The sequence below is a fragment of the Achromobacter ruhlandii genome, from assembly GCF_002082135.1.
GTDB classification, from domain to species: Bacteria; Pseudomonadota; Gammaproteobacteria; order Burkholderiales; family Burkholderiaceae_B; genus Achromobacter; species Achromobacter ruhlandii.
The window spans coordinates 4132467-4154796 of record NZ_CP017433.1; the positions used below are offsets into that span (position 1 = coordinate 4132467).

The following is a 22330-nucleotide window of genomic DNA, read 5'->3' on the forward strand; positions in this document are numbered from 1 at the left end:
GTTCCTCACATGGGATGCAGCACGCGGCGCAGGAAATCCTGCGTGCGCGGGTGCCGCGGGTGATTCAGCACTTCACGGGCGGCGCCCTGCTCCACCATCACGCCGCCGTCAAAGAACATGACGCGGTCGGCAACCTCGCGCGCGAAGCTCATCTCGTGCGTCACGACGACCATGGTCATGCCGGCCTCGGCCAGCTTGCGCATCACGCCCAGCACGTCGCCCACCAGTTCGGGATCGAGCGCCGAGGTCGGTTCGTCGAACAGGATCGCCTTGGGCTGCATGGCCAGGGCCCGCGCGATCGCCACGCGCTGCTGCTGGCCGCCGGACAGCTGCGGTGGATGGGCGTCGGCCTTGTCGGCCAGGCCGACGCTGGCGAGCAGTTCGCGGCCGCGCTCCAGCGCCTGCGCGCGCGGCTCGCCCTTCACGTAGATCGGCCCTTCCACCACGTTCTCCAGCGCGGTGCGATGGGGAAACAGGTTGAAGCGCTGGAACACCATCGCCACCTGTGTGCGGATGGAAACAATGGACGCCGCATCGCAGTCCACCAGCTCGCCATCCACGGTGATGCGGCCGGCGTTGTAGCGCTCCAGCCCGTTGATGCAGCGCAGGATGGTGGACTTGCCCGAGCCGGACGGCCCGATCACGCACACGACTTCCCCCTTGCTGACCTCGGCATCGATGCCCTTGAGCACTTCCAGCGACCCAAAGCTCTTGCGCACGCCCTTGAGTTCGATCATTTGGCGGCACTCCTCTTTTCCAGATGCCGCACCAGCAGGATCAGCGGCACGCACATCACCAGGTACATCAGCGCCACCAGCGAGAACACGGTGGCATTCTTGAACGTCGACACGGCGATCAGCTTGCCCTGCAGGGCGAGCTCGGCCACCGTGATGGTGGACGCCTGCGACGAGTCCTTGAGCATCATGATCATGATGTTGCCGTAGGGCGGCAGCACGATCTTGACGGCCTGCGGCAGCACCACGCGGCGCATGGTCATGCTCCAGCTCATGCCCATCGCCATGGCCGCTTCGATCTGGCCGCGGTCGATGGCTTCGATCCCCGCGCGGAAGTTCTCGGCCTGGTAGGCCGAGTAGGCAATGCCCAGCCCGATGATGGCCGCCTGCACCGCCGTCAGCGCGATGCCCATGTCCGGCATCACGAAGTAGATGTAGAACAGCAGCACGATGATCGGGATGCCGCGCAGCAGGTTGATCACGCCCGCGCTGAACTTGGACAGGTACTTGTTGCCGGAGACCCGCATCAGCGCCCACACCAGTCCCAGCAGCGTGGACAGGACCAGCGACCCGAGCGTCACCAGGATGGTGAGCTTGGCGCCCTGCAACAGGATCGGCAGATATTCCGCCGCGTCTTTGAAGAATTCCGTCATGACTCGATTCACCCCAACTGGGCCGCATCCGGGAAGCCCGGTCGCGGCCGGTCCGCGCGCCAGGGCGCGCAGTCCGGGCGGACACCTGCCGTGGCGCCACGCCCGCCATCAAACGGGCGTCAGCCGCCCAGCCCCCACTTCTTCAGGATCTGGTCGATGGCGCCATCGGCCTTGAGCTTGGCCAGCGCCTTGTTGATGCGTTCGAGCAAGGCGGTGTCGTCCTTGCGCGTGGCCAGGCCCAGGCTGCCCATGACGGTGGGCTGGTAGGACTGCGCCATCTTCAGGTTGGGATAGTTGCCCTGGGTCAGGATGTAGGCGGCTATGGGATAGTCCATGAACCCGCCCTGGATGCGGCCGGCGTTGGCGTCGCGCATCATGTCCGGCGGGTTGTCGTAGAGCTTCACCTCCTTGAACACGCCGCTCTTCTGGATCGGCTCGACGAAGGCGGTGCCGACCTGCACGCCGACCGTCATGCCTTGCATGTCGGCGAAGGACTTGTATTCCTTGTTGTCGCTCTTGAGCACCATCAGGCCTTCGCCATAGCGATAGACCGGCTCCGAGAAACTCACCACCTGCTGGCGCTGCGGCGTGATGAACATGGCTGCCGAGACGATGTCGATACGCTTGGAAGTCAACGAACCGATCAGCGCCGAAAACGCCATGGGCTCGATCTGCACCTCGAAGCCAGCCTCCTTGCCGACCGCTTTCACAATATCGACCATCACCCCCTCGATGGAGTTGGTCTTGGTGTCAAGAAAAGTGAACGGACTGCCGGTGGGCGTGGACCCCACCTTCAACACCGTCTGGGCCTGCGCGGCCGTGGCCGTGGACAATGCTGCGAATACAGAGACAACCAGAGTCTTGAATTTCATGACATTTCCTCATCTAGGCAAAGCGTTCCGGAGCGTGCCCGGAGGCGGATGATCCCCAGTGTCATCGCGCCGATTCACTGCCCGCGCGCTCAAGGCGGCGGTTACGTCACATCCCCCGCGGCTTGATTGATATTCGAGATGGCCCAGATGACTTCGGTCACCTGCGAGCCGGGATTGCGCCAGCGCCGCGGCGTGCTGCTGGCATAGCAGAAGCTGTCGCCCTCCTTGAGCAGCACGACGCGGTCACCCACCCAGAGTTCGAGCGTGCCCTTGAGCACCACGCCGATCTGCTCGCCCTGCCCGGTCACGAACAGTTCGTTGCCGGTCGAGCCGCCGGGCTCGATGGTGGCGCGGCACAGGTCCATGCTGCGGCACGCGGGCGGCGTGTACATCTCCTTGACGATGCCTTTCTCGCGCAGGTCGATATAGCGGTGCGTGCCGGCGCGGGCGACGCGGCCGCCGTCCTCGCCTTCGGTGTGCTCGGCGTTGCGCAGCAAGGCATTGACCGACACGCCGAACTCGCGCGCCAGCTGGTGCAGCGTCTTGACCGATGCCGAGCTCAGGCCGCGCTCGATCTGGCTGAGCAGGCCCAGCGACATGCCGCAGGCCTGCGCCACGTCCGCCAGCGAGCGGCCGTGCTGCTTGCGCAATTGGCGCAACTGCTGGCCCAGCCACATGTCGACGGCGGACTCAGGGCGACCCGCCGCCAGCGCTGGCCTGGACAGCGCGGCGGCATCACGCGGCACGGGAGAGGATCGGCTCATATGAAAATTTCATTTTTATGTAATTTTCAATACTAAGGAGCGAGCCGGGTCACTACAACCTAGGAGCATCCCTAGGCTGATCGGGTCTTGGAAAAGGGGAAAAGGCTTGCGGACGAATCCCGCGCGATGAACGGCGGCCAGCCGGCCGGGCTGCAGGAACGAGGACGAATGAAGGCCGGAGCGTCCGCATGAAACCAGGATGCCCGCATCCTGGCGCGCCTCAGAAAGATGCGCCTCGACCCAGAATCGGGAGGGATGCGCGCGTCACGAAACCGACAGGAGCGCGTCCTGGCGCAAGGTCTGGGAATGCGCCTGCCGACTCAGGAAGCCTTGGACTTGGATCCGCGGCGGCGCTTGGCGGGCAGCGGCGGCAACGGCTCGCCGGCCAGCTCGGCCAGGAAGCGCTCGTCGGCCAGCGACAGCCAGCCCTGGGCGCGGGCCGATTCGATCAGCTCGGGGCGCCGCGCGACGGTCAGCGCCAGCGAACGTTCCCGGCGCCAGCGCGAGATGTTGGCATGGTGGCCGCTGAGCAGCGGCGCCGGCACGGGCGCGCCCTCGTAGACTTCGGGGCGCGTGTAATGCGGGCTGTCCAGCAGGCCGGACAGCGTGTCATTGAAGGAGTCCTGCAGCGCGGAGTCGCCGTCGTTCAGCACGCCCGGCAACAGGCGCACCGCGGCGTCGATCACGGCCAGCGCCGCGATCTCGCCGCCGGACAAGACGAAGTCGCCCAGCGAGATTTCATGCGTGACGCAGCGCTCGATGAAGCGCTGGTCGACCCCTTCGTAGCGACCGCAGATGAGGATCAGGCCGTCGCTGGCCGCCAGCGCCTCGGCGCCGGCCTGGTCGTAGCGCTTGCCCACGGGCGCGAGCAGCGCCACCGGGGCCGGCCCCAGGCCTTGGGCCGCGCGCGCCGCCTGGGCGGCATTGACGGCGGCCTCCAGCGGCGCCGCCATCATCACCATGCCGGGGCCGCCGCCATAGGGACGGTCGTCCACGGTACGGTGGGGATCACTGGTGAAATCTCGCGGATTCCAGGCATGCAGGGCCCACCGGCCCTGGGCATGGGCCCGGCCGGTGACGCCCAGGTCGCGCACCACCCCGAACATCTCGGGAAAGAGTGTCACGACATCGATGCGCATCAGAGATCCGCGGGCCAGTCGCTGTCGATGCGGCGCGCGGCCAGATCGACGGCTTGGATGTGCGCGCGCACGAACGGAACGAGCATTTCGGCGGGCTTTCCCTTGGCGTTCAGCAAGGTTTCGGGGCCGTCGGCTCCGACCTTCTGGCGCAAGACCTTCAAGACGGCGTGAGCGCCGTTATCCAGGACCTCGTCCACCACGCCGATGAGCGCGGCATCGCCGTCCGCCGTGGTATACAGCGAACAGCCAATGAGATCGACCCAGTAGTATTCGTCTTCTTCGGGCGCGGGGAAGGAACCCCGCGGCGCCTGCACGGAATAACCGCGCAGCGCTTCGGCCTGGTCACGGTCGGCGATGCCGGCCAGCTGGGCCACCACGGTGGCGCCCTGCGAACGGACTTGCACGACCTTGTATGCGACAGGCGCAGACGCGACAGCGCCCCGCGCCAATTCAGGCACAGGGCGAGTCAACCACCATTGAGAAGCTGAGAGCAGCACTTCGGCATTGGCCGAATGCGGCTGCACCTTGACCCAGCCTTTCACACCGTAGGCCGCACTGATGCGGCCCAACTCGATCAAGTCCGCAGGCGCCGCGTTGGAATGTGCGGCATCAGACATGTATCGGGCTATCGGTTTCGTACAGCGTAGCTAGAAACTAGCAGGGTTCAGGCGTGCGACGCGGGCATTAAGCCGCGGCGGAAACCTTGGCCGAGTAGTCCTTGACCAGACGCTCGACGGCCGGCGACAGCTGGGCGCCGTTGCTGGTCCAGTGTTGCACGCGATCCAGCGCGATGCGCAGGTTTTCCGCGCCTTCGTTGCCGACGGGGTTGTAGAAACCCACGCGCTCGATGAAACGGCCGTCGCGACGGTTACGCGAATCGGTGGCCACCAGGTTGTAGAACGGACGCTTCTTGGACCCACCGCGGGCCAGGCGAATCACCACCATAGGTAATCCCTTGAATTAGTTGTGAAAAACGGGAAATTCTAGCACTTAAACAAGCCAGCTGGCAAATGCAGGTGCTGAACATCGGAAGTCGCGGCGCGATTTATACGCGAAAACACCACATATGCACCGCGTACGGGTATTCTACAAAATCCGGGCCGGAGCCCGCCGCAGACAGAGTGTAGCCCGTCACGGCCCCCTGTGCCGCGCCGAGGCGCAGGAAGATCGCCTGGCGGCGTTTCCATCCGGAACGCGCCGCCGGACCGGCGCCCTTGGCAAGTGCGTGTGAAGCATTTCCCCGATTGGAGAGATCGGAATGTCACCCTACGCCACATCCTCAAGCCCGCTCCCCCCGGCCGCGCCGCAACGGCGTCGCCCTTCCCTGCTCTCACGCACCGCATGCCCGCGCGAACGTCCCCGTTTTCGCAGGGGCTGATCGCGCCCTGTTTCTCCCCAGCGTTTTCCCACAACTTCCTCTACCGGAGGGTGCTGCACCATGAAGAACCGTAAAACTGTCTTCACCCCTGTCGCGCGCCTGGCGGCAACAGGTTTGCTGGCGGGCTTGCTGGCGTTGCCGATGGTGGCCCAGGCCCGCGTGGTCGGCGCGGCACTGACCACCGCCACCGGCAAGGTCACGGCGGTGGATCCCGCCACCCGCACCATCACGCTGCAGGGCGCCAATGGCAATGTGGTGGATATCCAGGCGGGCCCGGAAGTGCGCAATTTCAACCAGATCAAACCAGGCGATTCGTTGACGCTGGACTATTACGAGTCGGTGGCCGTCGACGTGCGCCCGGCCGGCTCCGGCGCTCCCGAAGTGGTCACCCAGACCGCCGGCACGCGCAGCGCCAAGGGAGCCAAGCCAGGCGGCGCGGTCGGCCGGCAGACCACCATCACCGCCGAGATCTGGCACATCAACAAGAGCGCCAATCTTGTCACTCTGAAGGGCCCGCAGGGCGCGCTGCGCACGATCCAGGTGCAGGACCCGGCAATGCAGGCGCGCCTGGCGCAACTGAAGGAAGGCGACCTGGTGGACTTCACCATCACGCAGGCGGTGGCGGCGGCCATCCATAAATAGACGGCGCGACGCGCAGACGCGCGCCACGGCACGCCAAACAAAAAGGCCAGCCCGTAAAGGCTGGCCTTTGTCATGGAACGCCGGATCAGCGGCGACGCAGGAAATGCACGCCGCGGCCATCGGCCTCGTGTTGCGCGACCAGCACGTTGCCGGTCTGGCGCGAGAAGGCCTGGAAGTCACGAATGGCGTTGCGGTCGGTGGTGACGACGCGCAGCACCTGCCCGCTTTCCATCTGCGCCAGGGCTTTCTTGGCGCGCAGGATGGGCAAGGGGCAGGTCAGGCCGCTGGCATCCACTTCCTGGTCGAACGACGGCGCCGGCGCGCCGGACGCGTTGTCCATGTCAGAGGCGCTCATCGACCCACTTCTGCACGCTGGCGATCGCGGCGGGCAGCGCCGCCAGATCGGTGCCGCCACCCATGGCCATGTCCGGACGGCCGCCGCCCTTGCCGCCCACCTGGCTGGCGACGAAGCCCACCAGGTCGCCGGCCTTGATGCGGTTGGTCAGGTCGGCCGTGACGCCGCCGACGACGCTGATCTTGCCGTCGGCCGAGCCGGTGGCCAGCAGCACCACGGCGGGCTTGAGGCGGTCCTTCAGGTTGTCGACCATGCCGCGCAGGGCCTTGGGATCGACGTCGCCGATGCTGGCGGCCAGCAGCTTGATGCCCTTGACCTCGACGGCCGCGGAGCTGGCCAGGTCATTGCCGGCGCTGGCGGCGAGCTTGCTGCGCGATTGTTCCAGGTCTTTCTCGAGCTGCTTGACCTGGTCCTGCACCTGCGCGATGCGGGCCGGCAGGTCGGCCGGCGTGCTGCGCAGCATGCCGGCCACCTGGGCCAGCAAGGCGCTCTGGTTCTGCACCCAGGCCAGGGCGTTGTCGCCCGTGATGGCCTCGATACGGCGCACGCCGGCAGCCACGCCGCCTTCGGACACGATCTTGAACAGGCCGATGTCGCCGGTGCGGCTGACGTGGGTGCCGCCGCACAGTTCGCGCGAGAAACCGATGTCGAGCACGCGCACGGTGTCGCCGTATTTTTCGCCGAACAGCGCCATGGCGCCGCCCTTGACGGCGTCGTCGTAGGCCATGACCTGGGCAACGGTGGGCTGGTTGGCGAGGATCTCGGCGTTGACGATGGCCTCGACACGGGCGATCTGCTCGGCCGTCAGGGGCGCGTCCTGCGCGAAGTCGAAACGGGTCTTGTCGGGGTCGACCAGCGAGCCGCGCTGCTGCACATGCGCGCCCAGCACCTGGCGCAGGGCCTTGTGCATCAAATGGGTGGCCGAGTGGTTGCGCACGGTGCGGGCGCGGCGCACCGCGTCCACGCGCGCCAGCACGGTGTCGCCCACCGCCAGCTTGCCCTCTTCCAGCGTACCGTGATGGCCGAACACGCCGGACTGGATCTTGAGCGTGTCGCCCACGGCGAAACGCACGCCGACCGCTTCGAGCAGGCCGGTGTCACCGACCTGGCCGCCGGACTCGGCGTAGAACGGGGTGGCATCCAGCACCACCACGGCGCTCTGGCCGGCCTGCACCTGCTGCACCTGGGTGCCGTCGACGTACAGGGCCGTGACCTTGACGTTGTCGAGTTCGAGCTTTTCGTAGCCTTCGAAACGCGTTTCCGCGCCTTCGTAGCTCAGGCCTTCGGCCATCTTGAACTTGCCGGCGGCGCGCGCCTGATCGCGCTGGCGTTCCATGGCGACCTCGAAGCCGGCCATGTCGACGTCGACTTCGCGTTCGCGGCAGATGTCGGCGGTCAGGTCTACCGGGAAGCCGTAGGTGTCGTACAGCGTGAACAGCGTGGTGCCATCCAGCTGGCCGCCCTTGGGCACGTTGGCCAGCGCGCCGTCAAGGATGCGCATGCCGTGTTCCAGCGTTTCGCCGAAGCGCTCTTCTTCCTGCTTGAGCACCTGGGCCACGCGCTCGGCGGTGGCGGCCAGCTCGGGATAGGCTTCGCCCATCTCGGCGACCAGGTCGGGCACCAGGCGGTGGAAGAACGGCTTGGTCTGGCCCAGCTTGTAGCCGTGGCGCAGCGCGCGGCGGACGATGCGGCGCAGCACGTAGCCACGGCCTTCGTTGCTAGGGATGACGCCGTCGACGATCAGGAACGAGCAGGCGCGGATGTGGTCGGCGATGACCTTGAGCGAATTGTTCGCAAGGTCCTTGACGCCGGTTTCGCGCGCGGCGGCGGCGATCAGGTTCTGGAACAGGTCGATCTCGTAGTTGGAGTGGACGTGCTGCAGCACGGCCGCGATGCGCTCCAGGCCCATGCCGGTATCGACACAGGGACGCGGCAGGCGCGGCATGTTGCCGGCGGCGTCGCGCTCGAACTGCATGAACACCAGGTTCCAGATCTCGATGTAGCGGTCGCCGTCTTCCTCGGGCGATCCCGGGGGGCCGCCCCAGATCTCGGGGCCGTGGTCGTAGAAGATTTCCGAGCACGGGCCGCAGGGACCGGTGTCGGCCATCTGCCAGAAGTTGTCCGACGCGTAGCGCGCGCCCTTGTTGTCGCCGATGCGGATGATGCGCTCGGCCGGCACGCCGACTTCCTTGGCCCAGATGTCATAGGCCTCGTCGTCTTCCTGGTAGACGGTGACCCAGAGCTTCTCGGCCGGCAGCTTGTAGACCTGCGTCAGCAGTTCCCAGGCGTACTGGATGGCGTCGCGCTTGAAGTAGTCGCCGAAGCTGAAATTGCCCAGCATTTCGAAGAACGTGTGGTGGCGGGCGGTGTAGCCCACGTTCTCCAGGTCGTTGTGCTTGCCGCCGGCGCGCACGCTGCGCTGCGACGACGTGGCACGCGTGTACGACCGCGATTCCTTGCCCGTGAAAACGTCCTTGAACTGGACCATGCCCGAATTGGTGAAAAGCAGGGTCGGATCGTTGCCCGGCACGAGCGACGACGAAGGAACGATGGTGTGTCCCTTGGACTTGAAGAATTGCAGGAACTGCTGGCGAATCTCGGAGGATTTCATCGTGGATGAAGCAGGATTTAGGCGAATCATTGATTATAGAGGGTTGTCGCCCGCTTGCACCCTGGGGGCCACCCCAGCGCGTCCCGCCTCGTCCGAACCGTCCCCTGGCGAGGCCCGGCGCGCCTGGGCCGCCAGCCTGCCGCCACGGAAAACCAAGGCCTGCCAGCGCCCCGCCACCACCACGTACGGATCGCGGTGCGCAAGGGGCAGGACGCGCTCGCCGTCGGCCGCCACGCCCAGGATGGCGGGCAGCGCCTGGCCGGGCGCGAACTGCAGCCAGGTCTCGCGGCCGTCGTCGAACACCTGCATCGGCGCCACGGCGGGATCGCCGGACAGCAGCCAATCGAAGTGGAACCCGGGCGCGGCGATGGCCGATGCCCGCCAGCCCGGCCGCGCCATCGGAGTCCCGGCGGGCGACCACGCGCAAGCGGCCAGGCTCGACAGCGCGCCGGCGAAAAAAAGGATTCTGAACATGCTCCACCCTGCCTGAAACGGCGACCCGGGAGCGGATCGCATCACGCCAGGCATGGTGAGCCCAAGCCGGCGGCAACGACAGACCGGCATGTACGCATGGACCGATATATCCCGTCCGATGGCATGGGCGTGGCCCGAAAAAAAGCCCGGTTCGGAAACCGGGCTTGCGGACGGCTGCCAGGCGGCGCGCGGGCGCCGCCGACGGACTGTCTTAACGCTGCGTGGCGATGGAACGCGCCTGGTTGGCGGCGTTGTTCAGCGCCGACACCGGCGGCGTCTTGCCTTCCAGCGCGTCGTTGAGCTGCTGGTTGAACACCGGCTCGATGCGGTCGTAGTTGGCCATGCGGAAACCGCGGCTGTTGGCGACCGGGCGAGCGCTCATCGAGGCCACCACGGCTTGCGCGCCGGGGATGCTCTTGTAGAACGACACATCCGAGGCGCGGAACGCGGCTTCGGTCAGCGGCAGGTAGCCAGTGCGCTGGTGCCATTCCGCCGCGATGACGGGCTTGGACAGCCAGGCCAGGAACTGCGCCGTGGCCTTTTCCTCATCCTTGGGACGGCCTTCGAGCGCCCACAGGGCCGAGCCGCTCACGAACGGCTGGCCGCCGTTCTGGGTGACCTGGTCGTAGTAAGGCAGCGGCGCCACGCCGAACGACAGCGACTTGGTGTTCAGGAACTGGCCGAACGAACCCGAGTTGCCGGTCAGCACCGCGCATTCGCCCTTGGCGAACAGCTTGTCGGCGCTGTTGTCGGCGGTGTGCGCCATGAACAGCAGCGAACGCTTCCAGCTGACCATCAGCGAAATGTGACGCATGTAGAGCGTGTCGAACTGCATCGCCGGCGCCGCGCTCTTCTTGGTGACCGCATCCAGGCCGTTGTTGTTGCTGGTGTATTGCTGGTTGTTCACCGGCGCCAGGTTTTCCAGGTGAATCGAAACCTGGTCGCTGGAGGCGTAGGGACAGTCGAGGTCAGCCACGTCACGCAGCTTCAGCAACTCGGCCTGCAGGTCGGTCCAGGTGCGGGCGGGCTTGTTGGGGTCGAGGCCGGCCTTCTTGTAGGCGGCGGTGTTGTAGAACATCACCGGCACTTCGGCCATCCACGGGAAGGCCAGCAGGCGGCCCTTGCCGTCGCGGATGAAGCTGCTGGTGGCCGGCACGAACCAGTTCAGGTCCTTGATCGGATACTTGGCCAGCAATTCGTACATCGGCAGGATGGCCTTGTGTTCGGCCACGACTTCCGGCGAGTGATTGTCGTTCAGTTGCACCAGGTTGGGGGCCTTCTTGGCCTTGACCGCGGCGGCGGCCTCCTGTTGCAGTTGCGCCTGCGTCGGGAAGGCGCGCAGGGTCACTTTGACCTGGTCCTGCTCCTTGTTGTACTGCTTGGCGAGCTTTTCGAACTCAGCCTTGTTGGCGTCCGGCAGCGTGTGCCAGACCTGGATTTCCACGGGAGCGGCATGGACCGCGCCCGCGACCGCCATGGCGGCGCCAAAGACCCATGTGCGCCGGCTGGCGAACATCGCGCGGGCAATGCCCGCCAATTGCAATTTCTTCATAGGTTCATAGACCAAGAAAAGGGAATTCCGGTTCTGGACGACGTCCGCTCAGCAGGTCGGCCAGTGCCCGGCCCGAGCCAACGCCCATCGTCCAGCCGAGAGTACCGTGTCCGGTATTGATATACAAATTCGGGATGTGACTGCGGCCGATGATGGGCACGTTCGAGGGAGTGGACGGGCGCAGGCCCGACCAATAGCTGACACGCTCGAAATCGAGCGCGTCGGGAAAGAGTTCGCGGGCCAGCCGCGTCATGGCTTCGCAGCGGCCGGTGTTCAGGCCGCGCGAATAGCCGGACAGCTCGGCCGTGCCGGCCATGCGCAGGCGGTCGCCCAGGCGGGAGAACACCACCTTGTGGCTGCTGTCGGTCAGGCTGACCGTGGGCGCGCCGTCGGGTTTCAGGACCGGGAAGGTCGCCGAGTAGCCCTTGGCCGGGTAGACATTGCACGGGATGCCGAGCGGGCGCAGCAGCGACGGGCTGAAGCTGCCCATGGCCACCACGTAGGCGTCGGCCGCCAGGGCGCCGTAGCGGCCGTCGGGCTCGATCAGTTCGACGCCGCTGACGGCGCCGGCCTGGGTGATGAGCCGGGTGACGCGGGTACTGTAGCGGAATTCGACCCCGGCGCGCGCGCAGCGCTCGGCCAGCGCGACGGTGAACAGATGCACGTCGCCGCTTTCGTCCTCGGGGGTGTAGTCGCCCCCGACGATGGTGTTGCGATGCGGCGCCAGGGCCGGTTCGATGGCGATGACCTCGTCGGTCGAGACGACGCGGCGCTCGACGCCGAAATCGCGCATCAGGCCGGCGGCGCGCTGCGAGTTCTCGAATTCGTGCTGGTCGCGGTAGAAATTCAGGATGCCGCGCTCGAGGTGATCGTACTCGATGCCGAGTTCGGCGCGCATGCCGCGCAGCGTGGCGCGGCTGTATTCGGCCATGCGGACCATGGCGCGGATGTTCGGCGCCAGGCGGCCGGGCAGGCATTCACGCAGGAAGGCCAGGCCCCACATCCACTGGCGCCAGTCCAGCTGCGGACGGAACAGCAGCGGCGCGTTGTCCTGGAACATCCACTTGAGCAGCTTCAGGGGAGCCTGCGGATTGGCCCAGGGCTCCGCATAGGAAACCGAAATCTGCGCGCCGTTGGCGAGGCTGGTCTCCTGGGCGGGTCCGGTGCAGCGGTCGATGACCACGACGTCGTGGCCGGCCTGGCTCAACCACCAGGCGCTGGAGATTCCGATGATGCCGCTACCCAATACCGCTACTTTCATGCCCGCATTGCTCCCTGCGTATCCGCCGGGCCCGCGGACACGATGTCCGCCCCCCGCGGCAAGCCGCTGCCAAGATGACACCGCAGTTTACCCCGGCGCCCCGCCCTCGCCTACGCCCGCCCTCATCAAAAAAAGGGGAGGAACCCGCCCGTGCCGGATCCCTCCCCTTCGCTATGGGCGGCGAGCGGATTTCAATCAGGTCGCGGCTTTGGCCAGATCGGCCTCGGAAGTAAAGGCGTCCGCGTAAAACTCCTCGGGCGGCAGGCCGCACTGGGCGCTGAATTCGCGCCGCGCGGCGTCGACCATCGGCGGCGCGCCGCAGGCGTAGACCTGGTGACCGGACATGTCGGGGATGTCCTGCAGCACGGCCTCGTGCACGAAGCCGTCGCGGCCGCTCCAGCCGTCTTCTTCGAGCGCATTGGACACCACCGGCACGTAGCGGAAATCCGGCAGGTCGCGGGCCCACGACTGCGCCAGTTCGTCCATGTAGAGGTCGCGCGGGCGGCGGCCGCCCCAGTACAGCGACACCGGACGGCGGATGTTCTTGTGGATCATGTGTTCGACGATGGCCTTGACCGGCGCGAAACCGGTGCCGCTGGCCAGCAGGATGATCGGCTTGTCGCTGTCTTCGCGCAGGAAGAACGAACCGAACGGGCCTTCCAGGCGCAGGATCTCGCGCTCTTTCATCTGCGTGTCGCCGGCGCCGAACACGTGGTCGGTGAAGACCCCGCCCGGCAGGTGGCGGATGTGCAGTTCCAGCGGGCTGCCGGTGTGCGGCGCGCCGGCCATGGAATAGCTGCGGCGACGGCCGTCCTTGAGGATGACCTCGATGTACTGGCCGGCGTAGTAACGGAACTGCTCCGAGGCCGGCAATTGCAGCTTGAGCACGGTCACGTCCGGCGCCGCGCGCTCCATGGTCTGCACGCGCGAAGGCAGCTTGCGGATCTGGATGTCGCTGGCCAGGCGCACTTCGGTCGACTCGACCACCAGGTCGGAGGCGGGCCGGGCCTGACAGAACAGGGTGTAGCCATCGGCCAGTTCCTCGGGCGACAGGATCTGCGCGGGGTACTGGCCGGCGTCGAATTCCCCGGACACCACTTTGCCCTTGCAGGTGGAGCAGGCGCCGTTGCGGCAGCTGTAGGGCAGCACGATGCCCGCGGCCAGGGCGCCGTCGAGCACGGTCTGGCCGGGCTCGACCGGGAATTGATGCTTGCTGGGTTGGATGATGACCTGGAAGCTCATGATGAAACGTATCAGGGGGGATCAGGGTTGACGGCGCCCATGGTACACACCCCACGCGGCGCCGCCCGGCCCGGCCTCAGGCCGGGAACTTGCGGATTTCCTTGACGCGGTTGGCGTCGTCCACCAGCACGACCTGCGGCTTGTGGGTGGCGGATTCTTCTTCGGACATCGGCCCGTAGGTGCAGATGATCATCAGGTCGCCGACCTGGGCGCGACGCGCGGCCGCGCCGTTGAGCGAGATGATGCCGCTGCCGCGGGCCGCCTTGATGATGTAGGTGTCAAAGCGCTCGCCATTGTTGATGTTGTAGAGCTCGATGCGCTCGAACTCGCGCATGCCGGCGGCGTCCAGCAGGTCTTCGTCGATGCCGCAAGAGCCTTCATAGTGAAGGTCGGCTTCGGTGACCCTGACGCGGTGCAGCTTTGCCCGCAACATGATGCGTTGCATGATGGAAATATCCTGGTTTCGCGTGCCGGAACGCGAAGTGATGCGATGAATGCGAAAACACCCGCGACGGTTGCGAATCCGCGGGCATGCACCGAACGGCACCCGGTTTTGCCGTCGGAAGCCGGTATTCTATAATTTTTGCCGCGACGGGACGGCCCGTTGCTGCGCCCGCCCGCACATGGCGGCATTTGCCATCGGCAACGACGGCATTGGCCATTGCCGGCAACGCATCAATCCGGGGACGACCCCTCTCAAGTAGGAGTCGTCATGACCTGGATCATCCTCATCCTCGCTGGCCTGTTCGAAATCGTCTGGGCCGTCGGCCTCAAATACACCCATGGCTTCACCCGCCTGACGCCGTCGCTCGTCACCGTTGGCGGCATGCTCATCAGTTTCTGGCTGCTGGCCGTGGCGATGAAGACGCTGCCGCTGGGCACCGCCTACGCGGTGTGGGTCGGCATCGGCACCATCGGCGCCTTCGTGGCCGGCATCATCCTGTTCGGTGAATCCATCAGCTGGTTGCGCATCGCCAGCGTCGCGCTGATTGTGCTGGGCCTGATCGGCCTGAAGCTGACGTCGGCCTGATCGCGCAAGACCCGGCCTCGCGCCGGGACGCGACGCGACGCGCTAGAAATCCAATTCGATCTCGACCGCGTCGCCCACTTTCAGGCGCGCGCCTGCCGGGGCGTCGACAATCGCATTCTGGCCAAACACCACCCCGATCTCCAGGTTGCGATAACCCGCCAGTGTGCGGCCCGGCTCGTCGTGCTGCACGGCGGTGCGCTGGTCGATGTCGGGAATCGAGCAGCGCGTGCACGGCTTGACCAATGCCATGCTGACCGCGCCCGTGGTGATCATGGCGGTATGGTCTTCCTCGAAGGCCTCCCACTCGCCCTGCACCACGATATTGGGACGGAACCGATCCATCGGCACCGGGGCCACGCCCTTGGCCTGCAGGCGTGCGTTCAGGTCATCGAGCGACGCCTGGTTCGCCACCAGCAACGGGAAGCCATCGGCGAAGCCGAAGAAGTGATCCCCCCCGAACGTCTGCGCCAGGTCTGGATGGCTTTCGGCCCACTTATCCACCCATTCCGGTTTGGCGGGCCGCGTCGCGCCGCTGTCGACCTTGTACAGGCGGCAAGGCGTCTTGAGGAAATCCGAACACCACTGCGCCGCGGCCTCGCTTTCGCGGCGCGCGTCGAGCGTGTCCTTCCAGACGCCCACGCTTTCGACCCCGGGCTGCAGCGCCGAGCCGTCCAGCGGCACGTCCAGGTCGGGCATGCCGGGCGCCGAAAGCCGCAGCGTGTCGGCCGTGAGCGCCGTGCGGATCAAGGCCATGGCCGCCCACTGGCGCTGCGTCAGGAAATGGCCGTCCGCCCCGACCAGCATCCAGCGACGGTCGTGGGCCAACCCGGCGCGGTCCACGGGCGACTCGGACAGGTCGATACCGGCACAGGATTTGACCGGGTAGATATGCAGGCTGAGGATGCGGGCGGACATGATGCGACTTCCGGCAGGGAAAGACGGCAGAGCATAGCGGAACGACGAAAAAAAGCCCAGGCCGAACGGCCTGGGCTGCGGCGCATGCAAGCGGCGCGGGCGTTCTTTCCCTCACGGGAAAGCGCGCAGCGGGAACGGCATGGGTCGCCCCCACGCGCGGCCGGCCAGGCCACGCCCCGACCAGCGCCGGCAAGCATCCGCCGCGGACAACATGCCGCGCTAGCTGCCGACCAGCTTCAAGGTATCGAGCGGCGTGACCGCCTTGAACGCCTTGCGGGTGGCGATGTGCTCGGGACGCGGGGTCAGGCCGTACTTGGGCGGCTCCAGCGTGTTTTCCATGCTGTTGTAGACCATGAACACGTTGGCGCGCGGCCACGGCGAGATGTTGCTGTTGGAGCCGTGCATGGTGTTGCAGTCGAAGAACACCACCGAGCCGGCCTTGGCCGTCATCGTGCGGATGCCGCCCTGCTCGACCAGCAACTGCAGGCTGACCGGATCCGGCACGCCGTACTCCTGCTTCTTGAGCGACTGCTTGTAGTGGTCGTTGGGGGTTTCGCCGACGCACGAGATGAACTGCCGATGCGAGCCCGGCACCAGCATCAGCGGGCCGTTGCAATCATTGTTCTCGGTCAGCAGCACCGAGCAACTGAGCGCGCGCATCGACGGCATGCCGTCTTCCACGTGCCAGGTCTCGAAGTCCGAGTGCCAGTAGAACTCCTTGCCCTTGAAGCCGGGCTTCATGTTGGCGCGGGACTGGTGGATGTAGACCTCGGAACCCAGGATCTGGCGCGCCACGTTGACCAGCCGCGGATCGCGCACCAGGCGCGCCAGCACGGGGTTCAGCACGTGCACCATGAAAATCGAGCGCACGGCGTTGCTGCCGGGCTCGGTGATCGACTCTTCGCGGCGGATGATCGAGGGGTCGCGCGTCATGCGCTCGACCTCGGCCGACAGCGCCCGCACTTCGGCTTCGGAGAACAGGTCTTCCAACAGCAGGAAGCCATCGCGCTCGTAGCTGCCGATCTGCTCGCCGCTCAGGGCGTTGGCGTACTTGCCTTCTCCATAGACCACCGGATCCTGGCGGGAAATGATGGCGGAACTGCGATCCGTACGGGAGGCGTACGGATCCTGCGCAGGTGAGATCATGCGAACCTCCTTGTATCAGGCCGCTTGGGCTTCGGCTTCAGGCAGGGCGTAGACGCCCTCTTTATCGTGCACTTCCTGGCCGGTCAGCGGCGGGTTGAAGACGCAGATGACGCGCAGCGGCTCCTTGCCGCCGCACAGCCAGTGCTCGTCATGCTCGTTCAGCGCGTAGACCACGCCCGGGCCGAGTTCATACTTCTTGCCGTCGGCAATCGTCTCGATGGAGCCGTCGCCCTCGATGCACCACACCGCTTCCAGGTGATTCTTGTAGTGAATGTGGGTGCGCCCGCCCGGGAAGATGGTGGTTTCGTGGAAGGAGAAGCCCATGCCGTCCTTCTTGAGCAGCACGCGGCGGCTGACCCAGGTATCGGTGCGGACTTCGTCGGCGGTGCCGATCACATCTTTGACATTGCGTACGATCATTGACGTTTTCCTCCAAATTTCAGGATGCGGGCGGACTGCCCCTCTTCGGCCAGCGCGTCGGCCACGCTGGCCTCGATCACTTCCAGGCCCTTGGACAGCAGGTCTTCCTCGATGGTCAGCGCCGGCAGCAGCTTGAGCACTTCGTCATGCGCGCCCGAGGTCTCGATGACCACGCCGCGCTTGAAGGCGTTGGCGGCGATGCGGTTGGACAGCGCCGGGGTGGCATTGCTGACCAGGCCCTGGATCAGGCCGCGGCCACGCACCGACAGGCCGGCGTTGGGATAGCTGTGCACCAGGTTTTCCAGCCAGTCGCGCACCAGGCGCTCCTTGCGCTGGATCTCGGCGGTGAACGCGGTGTTGGTCCAGTAGGTTTCCAGCGCCTGGGTGGCGGTGACGAAGGCCAGGTTGTTGCCGCGGAAAGTGCCGCTATGGGCGCCGGGCTTCCAGACGTCCAGCTCGGGCTTCATCAGCACCAGCGACATCGGCAGGCCAAAGCCCGACAGCGACTTGGACAACGTGATGATGTCGGGGCGGATGCCGGCGGCCTCGAAGCTGAAGAAGGTGCCGGTGCGGCCGCAGCCGACCTGGATGTCGTCCACGATCAGCAGCATGTCGTGGCGCTTGCAGAGCTTGTCCAGTTCCTTGAGCCAGCGCAGCGTGGCGACGTTGACGCCGCCCTCGCCCTGCACCGTCTCGACGATGACGGCGGCGGGCTTGTCCATGCCGCTGCTGGGATCTTCCAGCATGCGCTCCAGGTAGGCCATGGTGTCCACGTCCGGGCCGAAGTAGCCGTCATAGGGCATGAACGTGGTGTTGCCCAGCGGGTAGCCGGAGGCATCGCGGAACTTCATGTTCGCGGTCACCGCCAGCGAGCCGCCGCTGACGCCGTGAAAGCCGTGCGTGAAGGAAATCACATTGGGACGCCCCTTCACCTGGCGCGCGATCTTGAGCGCCGCCTCGACCGCATTGGTGCCGGTGGGGCCGGTGAACTGCAGGGTGTATTGCCAGTTGCGCGGCTTGAGCAGCACGCGGTCGACCGCCTCGAGGAAGCTTTTCTTGGCGCTGGTGGCCATGTCCAGGCCATGCACCACGCCGTCCGCCTGCACGTACTCGAGCAGCTTTTCCTTGAAGATGGGATTGTTGTGGCCGTAGTTCAACGTGCCGGCGCCGCTGAAGAAGTCGATGTACTCGCCACCGTCCTCATCCACCAGCGTCGATCCCCTGGCCTGGCTGAAGATCACGGGAAAAGACCGGATATAGCCCCGTACTTCCGACTCCATCCGGTCGAAGATTTTCAAGTCCATGTGATTATTCCTCCCTTTCATCTCATAAGTTGACAGACGGCCAGATCCCGTCCGCATGCGCGCCAGGCGCATCCGGATGCGTCAAAGCCATCCCGGTTTTCGACAGGTCCGCGTTGCCGCCTAGGGAGCGGGCAAGGTGAACGGGCCTATCCTCAACAACATCTCGTCGTCATGGTCCGCGCCGCCGAACAGTTGCCGGTCGAAGAACGGCTGCTCGGAGACGTGGGCGCCCAGTTCGCCGGCCAGGCCGGCGAAGGTGCGGCGCGAGGCCTGGTTGTCAGGCGCCACCGTGGTTTCAAGATGACGAACATGCGCGAGCCCCTCGCGTTGCAAGAGCGCCCGAAGCATGGCGCGGCCTAACCGTTGGCCGCGTGCGCGGGTGTGCACGGCGACCTGCCAGACGAACAACACGTCGGGCCGGTCGGCAAGCACGTAAGCGGAGATAAATCCATCGATGCGTCCTCCGGCGCTTTCGGCCAGGACGCAGGTGCCGCGGTTGTGCTCGCACAGGAGCAGGTACGCGTATAGGGAATTGAGGTCGAGTGGCGGGCACTCGGAAATGAGCTGGTGGATCGCGGCGCCGTCCTTGCGGCGGGGCTCACGCAACAGATGCGTTTTGCTGCCCGCCGCCGGCGCCACGGCACTTGAGTTCGTAGGGTCGTGCAGTTCGTTTGCTCTCATACAACCAATCCTGATTCGGGAGGCGCGCCACCGGTGGGCACCTCGAGGATGGGCGACGACGCGTCGCCCTGGGGTTCCGTCGCCACCCCGCTCTCTTCTTCCATGAGCGCGACGATGCGCTCGAGCGACAGGGTGATGGTGGCCTGCTCCAGCTCCGGCAACGCGTTGAGCGCGTCGGCCAGGTGCTTTTGCAGCGGCGACGGCGCCTGCTGCGCGACCTCGCGGCCGGCGTCGGTGGCAGTCACGAAAACAATGCGGCGGTCTTCACGGCCGCGTTCGCGGCGGATCAGGCCCTTGTCTTCCAGGCGGTCGAGAATGCCGACGACCGTGCTGGGGCTGACGTGGATCTCGCGGCTGATCGCCGTGGCCGTCATCGGCCCATTGGCAATGACCGTGCGCAGGCACATCAGCTGCGGCGCGGTGATATGGCTCACCGCGGACAGCTGGCGCGAATGCAACGCGATGGATCGTGTGATCCGGCGCAGCGCCCGCAGGATGCGCAGGTCATATTGCTGCGCGGGGTCGGTTACGGTCTGTTTATTCATGACTGAATTAGTTCAGCTAAATTGATTTCTATACGAATGATATGGGTGACCTATCCCTGTGTCAAACCGGATCGACCCTCATTTTGTAATCATTTCCGCGCATTCCGTCGTCAAGTCGCCGGGGGCGTTCCCGGGAACGGCGGTCGTTACGATTTGCCGGAATCGTTCTACATTTCGCAAATAAAACATCTGTTTTATTTTTATCCAGACAGCGGTAGCATTTGTTTTATTGCTTTCGCTTATTCCGCCATGATCGCGCCCCTGCAAGACCGCCTGCGCCGCCTCAGCGCCACCCTGCCCGCCGAATTACAGCGCGCGGCGCATTGGGTGCTGGCCAATCCTGCCGAAGTGGGACTGTGGTCGATGCGCCGGCAGGCGCAGGCAGTGGGCGTCTCCCCCGCCACCATGCTGCGCCTGGCGCGCGCTGCCGGGCATGACAGCTACGAGGCCTTCCGCGCGCCCTTCCAACGCGCTTTGGCCGGCGCCGCCGACAACGGCTTGCGCGAGCGCGCGGCGCGTCTGCAGGCCGCGCACGCCCACCCGGCCGGCGGCACGGGGCAGGATGCGCTGACGCAATGGCAGACGGCGGCCCTGGCCTCGGTCTGGCAAGCCAACGACGCGATGGCGTTCGACGCCGCCGTCGATACCCTGCTGCGGGCGCGCCAGGTCGGCTTCCTGGGGACGCGCTCGGCCTTCGGCGTCGCCTTCCAGATGCGCTATGCCTACCACCTGCTGCGCCGCAACGGCATCCTGATCGATGGTTTGGGCGGCGCGGCGGCCGAGGATGCCGACAGCCTGCAGGCCGGCGACGCCCTCGTGGTGATATCGCAGGCCCCTTATCCGACCGCGACGGTGCGCCTGACCCGCGAGATCGCCGCCCGCGGCGTCGCCGTGCTGGCGCTGACCGACAGCGACACCAGCCCGGTGGCGCGGGCCGCCCGCCATGTGTTGCGCTTCACCCGTCCCGCCGACACCGGGCCGGATGACGGCGAGGCGCGGGATCCCGCGTCCTTCTTCCACAGCACCGCGGGTCTGCTGGGCCTGGCCGAACACCTGATCGCGCGGCTCGCGGCCCGCGGCGGCGAAGCGGTGCTGCAACGCCTGGACGAGATCGAGGCGCGGCTGCGAGCCGACGGCGCCTATTGGCGCGAGCCGACGCGCGGGCGCGGCGCGGCGCCGGCTCCGGAATGACCCCGCCGCGCGCCGCTTCCCACCTTTTCGCCATCCGTCACCCGCCCTTCCCGCTTCGGAGTTTCTCATCATGACCCACACCCGAGTCCTTCATCGTTCCCTGCGCAGCACGCCCCCGGTCGCGGTCCGCGGCCAGGGCGCCTGGCTCTATGACCAGGAGGGCCGCGCCTATCTGGACGGTTCGGGAGGCGCCGCGGTCTCGTGCCTGGGGCACAACCACCCCGACGTGCAGGCCGCGATGCACGCGCAGATCGATGCGCTGGCCTATGCCCACACCAGCTTCTTCACCACCGAGGTCGCCGAGCAGTTGGCCGCCACCCTGGTGGCCGACGCGCCGGCCGGCACCTCGCATGCGTACTTCGTCTCGGGCGGCTCGGAGGCGATCGAGGCCGCGTTGAAGATGGCGCGCCAATACTACGTCGAGATCGGCCAGCCGCAGCGCCGCCACATCGTGGCGCGGCGCCAGAGCTACCACGGCAACACCCTGGGCGCGCTGGCGGTGGGCGGCAACGCCTGGCGCCGGGCGCAGTTCGCGCCGCTGCTGATCGACGTGGCGCACGTGTCGCCATGCTATGCCTACCGCGACCAGGCGGCTGGCGAAACCGATGATCAATACGCCGAACGGCTGGCGCAGGAGCTGGAGCAGACCTTTCAGCGCCTCGGCCCCGACAGCGTGATGGCCTTTGTTGCCGAGCCGGTGGTGGGCGCGACCTCGGGCGCGGTGACCGCCGTGCCGGGCTACTTCCGCCGCATGCGCGAGGTCTGCGATCGCCACGGCGTGCTGCTGATCGCCGACGAGGTCATGTGCGGCATGGGCCGCACCGGCACCTTGTACGCCGTCGAGCAGGAAGGCATCACGCCCGACCTGATCACCATCGCCAAAGGCCTGGGCGGCGGCTACCAGCCGATCGGCGCGGTCATGGCGCAGGAACGCATCGTGCAGGCGATGCAGCAGGGCAGCGGCTTCTTCCAGCACGGCCACACCTACCTGGGCCACGCCACCGCATGCGCGGCCTCGCTGGCGGTGCAGCAGGTGATCAAGCGCGACAACCTGCTGGCGCGCGTGCGCGCCCAGGGCGAGGGACTGCGCCAGCGCCTGCGGCAGGCGCTGGGCGACCATCCGCACGTCGGCGATATCCGCGGCCGCGGGCTGTTCATGGGCGTGGAACTGGTGCGGGACCGGACCAGCAAAGCGACCTTCGACCCGGCCCTGTCGCTGCATGCGCGCATCAAGCGCGAAGCCATGGCGCGCGGCCTGATGGTCTATCCGATGGGCGGCACCATCGACGGCCGCCAGGGCGACCACGTGCTGCTGGCCCCGCCCTTCATCATCACGGACGACGAGCTGGACCAACTGACCGAACGCCTGGCCGGCGCTATCGACGCCGCCATTGCCGACAGCGGCCGCTGAACCGCAGGCG

General features: G+C 66.5%; 24 protein-coding genes. 4 read left to right on the forward strand and 20 right to left on the reverse strand.

All coding sequences use genetic code 11. The annotated features are described in order from the left end of the window. Positions 1 to 5 precede the first annotated feature (5 nt). From AruCF_RS18595 to rpsP, 7 genes are all read right to left on the reverse strand, one after another. Positions 6 to 737 carry an amino acid ABC transporter ATP-binding protein gene (locus AruCF_RS18595; RefSeq protein ID WP_049075199.1) on the reverse strand — a complete coding sequence of 244 codons (732 nt, stop codon included), beginning with the start codon at positions 735 to 737 and terminating at the stop codon, positions 6 to 8. Beyond that, positions 734 to 1387, reverse strand: coding sequence for an amino acid ABC transporter permease (locus tag AruCF_RS18600; RefSeq protein ID WP_006393967.1), 654 nt, complete (start codon positions 1385 to 1387; stop codon positions 734 to 736). Before AruCF_RS18600 ends, AruCF_RS18595 begins: the two co-directional genes overlap by 4 nt. Positions 1388 to 1506: 119 nt before the next feature. Further along, a complete protein-coding gene (locus AruCF_RS18605) occupies positions 1507 to 2259 on the reverse strand; it encodes an ABC transporter substrate-binding protein (RefSeq protein ID WP_049075200.1) in 753 nt (250 codons plus the stop codon). Positions 2260 to 2360: 101 nt separating this feature from the next. After that, positions 2361 to 3023 (reverse strand): helix-turn-helix domain-containing protein, encoded by a 663-nt coding sequence (locus AruCF_RS18610; RefSeq protein ID WP_049075201.1) that lies wholly within the window; start codon positions 3021 to 3023, stop codon positions 2361 to 2363. 320 nt (positions 3024 to 3343) lie between these two features. After that, positions 3344 to 4162: a tRNA (guanosine(37)-N1)-methyltransferase TrmD gene (gene trmD / locus AruCF_RS18615; protein ID WP_049075202.1), complete on the reverse strand. Its 819-nt coding sequence runs from the start codon at positions 4160 to 4162 to the stop codon at positions 3344 to 3346. Further along, complete coding sequence (rimM, locus tag AruCF_RS18620; protein WP_049075203.1) at positions 4162 to 4779, reverse strand: ribosome maturation factor RimM; 618 nt, start codon at positions 4777 to 4779, stop codon at positions 4162 to 4164. Before rimM ends, trmD begins: the two co-directional genes overlap by 1 nt. A gap of 67 nt (positions 4780 to 4846) precedes the next feature. After that, positions 4847 to 5107 (reverse strand): 30S ribosomal protein S16, encoded by a 261-nt coding sequence (gene rpsP, locus AruCF_RS18625; protein WP_006387841.1) that lies wholly within the window; start codon positions 5105 to 5107, stop codon positions 4847 to 4849. A gap of 493 nt (positions 5108 to 5600) precedes the next feature. On the opposite strand from rpsP, the gene AruCF_RS18630 reads away from it, so the two are divergent. Next, positions 5601 to 6182 (forward strand): hypothetical protein, encoded by a 582-nt coding sequence (locus AruCF_RS18630; protein WP_049075206.1) that lies wholly within the window; start codon positions 5601 to 5603, stop codon positions 6180 to 6182. An 85-nt stretch (positions 6183 to 6267) separates the two neighbouring features. Here the strand turns inward: AruCF_RS18630 and AruCF_RS18635 are convergent, their stop codons facing one another. From AruCF_RS18635 to panD, 7 genes are all read right to left on the reverse strand, one after another. After that, on the reverse strand, positions 6268 to 6537 hold the full coding sequence (locus AruCF_RS18635) for a sulfurtransferase TusA family protein (RefSeq protein ID WP_026383462.1): 270 nt from the start codon (positions 6535 to 6537) through the stop codon (positions 6268 to 6270). Next, positions 6524 to 9148 (reverse strand): alanine--tRNA ligase, encoded by a 2625-nt coding sequence (gene alaS, locus AruCF_RS18640; RefSeq protein WP_049075208.1) that lies wholly within the window; start codon positions 9146 to 9148, stop codon positions 6524 to 6526. The genes AruCF_RS18635 and alaS overlap by 14 nt, the downstream gene beginning before the upstream one ends. A gap of 33 nt (positions 9149 to 9181) precedes the next feature. Continuing rightward, positions 9182 to 9622: a TrbG/VirB9 family P-type conjugative transfer protein gene (locus AruCF_RS18645; protein WP_049075210.1), complete on the reverse strand. Its 441-nt coding sequence runs from the start codon at positions 9620 to 9622 to the stop codon at positions 9182 to 9184. A 211-nt stretch (positions 9623 to 9833) separates the two neighbouring features. After that, entirely contained in the window at positions 9834 to 11174 is a 1341-nt protein-coding gene (locus tag AruCF_RS18650) for an extracellular solute-binding protein (protein ID WP_049075212.1), read from the reverse strand. A gap of 4 nt (positions 11175 to 11178) precedes the next feature. Then, positions 11179 to 12435, reverse strand: coding sequence for a D-amino acid dehydrogenase (locus AruCF_RS18655; RefSeq protein ID WP_049075213.1), 1257 nt, complete (start codon positions 12433 to 12435; stop codon positions 11179 to 11181). A gap of 195 nt (positions 12436 to 12630) precedes the next feature. Continuing rightward, complete coding sequence (locus AruCF_RS18660; RefSeq protein WP_049075214.1) at positions 12631 to 13677, reverse strand: CDP-6-deoxy-delta-3,4-glucoseen reductase; 1047 nt, start codon at positions 13675 to 13677, stop codon at positions 12631 to 12633. A gap of 76 nt (positions 13678 to 13753) precedes the next feature. Continuing rightward, positions 13754 to 14122 (reverse strand): aspartate 1-decarboxylase, encoded by a 369-nt coding sequence (gene panD, locus AruCF_RS18665; protein WP_049075216.1) that lies wholly within the window; start codon positions 14120 to 14122, stop codon positions 13754 to 13756. Between the two features lie 267 nt (positions 14123 to 14389). Between panD and sugE the strand changes: the two genes are divergently transcribed. Beyond that, the gene (gene sugE, locus AruCF_RS18670; RefSeq protein WP_049075218.1) at positions 14390 to 14707 is read left to right on the forward strand and encodes a quaternary ammonium compound efflux SMR transporter SugE; all 318 of its coding nucleotides are present in this window, start codon (positions 14390 to 14392) and stop codon (positions 14705 to 14707) included. Between the two features lie 42 nt (positions 14708 to 14749). On the opposite strand, the gene AruCF_RS18675 is transcribed toward sugE, so the two are convergent. The 6 genes from AruCF_RS18675 to AruCF_RS18700 all read right to left on the reverse strand — a co-directional run bounded on the left by AruCF_RS18675 (position 14750) and on the right by AruCF_RS18700 (position 19718). Next, on the reverse strand, positions 14750 to 15622 hold the full coding sequence (locus tag AruCF_RS18675; RefSeq protein WP_049075219.1) for an MOSC domain-containing protein: 873 nt from the start codon (positions 15620 to 15622) through the stop codon (positions 14750 to 14752). 219 nt (positions 15623 to 15841) lie between these two features. Next, positions 15842 to 16768: an ectoine hydroxylase gene (gene thpD / locus AruCF_RS18680; RefSeq protein ID WP_049075221.1), complete on the reverse strand. Its 927-nt coding sequence runs from the start codon at positions 16766 to 16768 to the stop codon at positions 15842 to 15844. Positions 16769 to 16783: 15 nt separating this feature from the next. Then, positions 16784 to 17188 carry an ectoine synthase gene (locus AruCF_RS18685; RefSeq protein WP_006387829.1) on the reverse strand — a complete coding sequence of 135 codons (405 nt, stop codon included), beginning with the start codon at positions 17186 to 17188 and terminating at the stop codon, positions 16784 to 16786. Beyond that, the gene (gene ectB, locus AruCF_RS18690) at positions 17185 to 18492 is read right to left on the reverse strand and encodes a diaminobutyrate--2-oxoglutarate transaminase (protein WP_049075226.1); all 1308 of its coding nucleotides are present in this window, start codon (positions 18490 to 18492) and stop codon (positions 17185 to 17187) included. The genes AruCF_RS18685 and ectB overlap by 4 nt, the downstream gene beginning before the upstream one ends. Positions 18493 to 18612: 120 nt before the next feature. Further along, positions 18613 to 19173 carry a diaminobutyrate acetyltransferase gene (gene ectA / locus AruCF_RS18695; RefSeq protein WP_049075228.1) on the reverse strand — a complete coding sequence of 187 codons (561 nt, stop codon included), beginning with the start codon at positions 19171 to 19173 and terminating at the stop codon, positions 18613 to 18615. Next, on the reverse strand, positions 19170 to 19718 hold the full coding sequence (locus AruCF_RS18700) for a MarR family winged helix-turn-helix transcriptional regulator (protein WP_049075229.1): 549 nt from the start codon (positions 19716 to 19718) through the stop codon (positions 19170 to 19172). Before AruCF_RS18700 ends, ectA begins: the two co-directional genes overlap by 4 nt. 249 nt (positions 19719 to 19967) lie before the next feature. On the opposite strand from AruCF_RS18700, the gene AruCF_RS18705 reads away from it, so the two are divergent. Beyond that, positions 19968 to 20909, forward strand: coding sequence for a MurR/RpiR family transcriptional regulator (locus AruCF_RS18705; RefSeq protein ID WP_049075232.1), 942 nt, complete (start codon positions 19968 to 19970; stop codon positions 20907 to 20909). Positions 20910 to 20979: 70 nt separating this feature from the next. Further along, positions 20980 to 22320, forward strand: a complete 1341-nt coding sequence (locus tag AruCF_RS18710; protein WP_049075234.1) for an aspartate aminotransferase family protein — start codon at positions 20980 to 20982, stop codon at positions 22318 to 22320. Positions 22321 to 22330 lie beyond the last annotated feature (10 nt).

What these genes read in the sequence shown, in the direction of transcription:
- AruCF_RS18645 (WP_049075210.1), bottom strand. Translation starts at nt 9,622, where the DNA reads ATGTTCAGAATCCTTTTTTTCGCCGGCGCGCTGTCGAGCCTGGCCGCT.
- thpD (WP_049075221.1), bottom strand. Translation starts at nt 16,768, where the DNA reads ATGATCTCACCTGCGCAGGATCCGTACGCCTCCCGTACGGATCGCAGT.
- panD (WP_049075216.1), bottom strand. Translation starts at nt 14,122, where the DNA reads ATGCAACGCATCATGTTGCGGGCAAAGCTGCACCGCGTCAGGGTCACC.
- ectA (WP_049075228.1), bottom strand. Translation starts at nt 19,173, where the DNA reads ATGAGAGCAAACGAACTGCACGACCCTACGAACTCAAGTGCCGTGGCG.
- AruCF_RS18605 (WP_049075200.1), bottom strand. Translation starts at nt 2,259, where the DNA reads ATGAAATTCAAGACTCTGGTTGTCTCTGTATTCGCAGCATTGTCCACG.
- AruCF_RS18655 (WP_049075213.1), bottom strand. Translation starts at nt 12,435, where the DNA reads ATGAAAGTAGCGGTATTGGGTAGCGGCATCATCGGAATCTCCAGCGCC.
- ectB (WP_049075226.1), bottom strand. Translation starts at nt 18,492, where the DNA reads ATGGACTTGAAAATCTTCGACCGGATGGAGTCGGAAGTACGGGGCTAT.
- AruCF_RS18710 (WP_049075234.1), top strand. Translation starts at nt 20,980, where the DNA reads ATGACCCACACCCGAGTCCTTCATCGTTCCCTGCGCAGCACGCCCCCG.
- AruCF_RS18610 (WP_049075201.1), bottom strand. Translation starts at nt 3,023, where the DNA reads ATGAGCCGATCCTCTCCCGTGCCGCGTGATGCCGCCGCGCTGTCCAGG.
- rimM (WP_049075203.1), bottom strand. Translation starts at nt 4,779, where the DNA reads ATGTCTGATGCCGCACATTCCAACGCGGCGCCTGCGGACTTGATCGAG.
- AruCF_RS18700 (WP_049075229.1), bottom strand. Translation starts at nt 19,718, where the DNA reads ATGAATAAACAGACCGTAACCGACCCCGCGCAGCAATATGACCTGCGC.
- AruCF_RS18660 (WP_049075214.1), bottom strand. Translation starts at nt 13,677, where the DNA reads ATGAGCTTCCAGGTCATCATCCAACCCAGCAAGCATCAATTCCCGGTC.
- AruCF_RS18600 (WP_006393967.1), bottom strand. Translation starts at nt 1,387, where the DNA reads ATGACGGAATTCTTCAAAGACGCGGCGGAATATCTGCCGATCCTGTTG.
- AruCF_RS18705 (WP_049075232.1), top strand. Translation starts at nt 19,968, where the DNA reads ATGATCGCGCCCCTGCAAGACCGCCTGCGCCGCCTCAGCGCCACCCTG.
- AruCF_RS18675 (WP_049075219.1), bottom strand. Translation starts at nt 15,622, where the DNA reads ATGTCCGCCCGCATCCTCAGCCTGCATATCTACCCGGTCAAATCCTGT.
- AruCF_RS18630 (WP_049075206.1), top strand. Translation starts at nt 5,601, where the DNA reads ATGAAGAACCGTAAAACTGTCTTCACCCCTGTCGCGCGCCTGGCGGCA.
- AruCF_RS18635 (WP_026383462.1), bottom strand. Translation starts at nt 6,537, where the DNA reads ATGAGCGCCTCTGACATGGACAACGCGTCCGGCGCGCCGGCGCCGTCG.
- alaS (WP_049075208.1), bottom strand. Translation starts at nt 9,148, where the DNA reads ATGAAATCCTCCGAGATTCGCCAGCAGTTCCTGCAATTCTTCAAGTCC.
- rpsP (WP_006387841.1), bottom strand. Translation starts at nt 5,107, where the DNA reads ATGGTGGTGATTCGCCTGGCCCGCGGTGGGTCCAAGAAGCGTCCGTTC.
- trmD (WP_049075202.1), bottom strand. Translation starts at nt 4,162, where the DNA reads ATGCGCATCGATGTCGTGACACTCTTTCCCGAGATGTTCGGGGTGGTG.
- sugE (WP_049075218.1), top strand. Translation starts at nt 14,390, where the DNA reads ATGACCTGGATCATCCTCATCCTCGCTGGCCTGTTCGAAATCGTCTGG.
- AruCF_RS18650 (WP_049075212.1), bottom strand. Translation starts at nt 11,174, where the DNA reads ATGAAGAAATTGCAATTGGCGGGCATTGCCCGCGCGATGTTCGCCAGC.
- AruCF_RS18685 (WP_006387829.1), bottom strand. Translation starts at nt 17,188, where the DNA reads ATGATCGTACGCAATGTCAAAGATGTGATCGGCACCGCCGACGAAGTC.
- AruCF_RS18595 (WP_049075199.1), bottom strand. Translation starts at nt 737, where the DNA reads ATGATCGAACTCAAGGGCGTGCGCAAGAGCTTTGGGTCGCTGGAAGTG.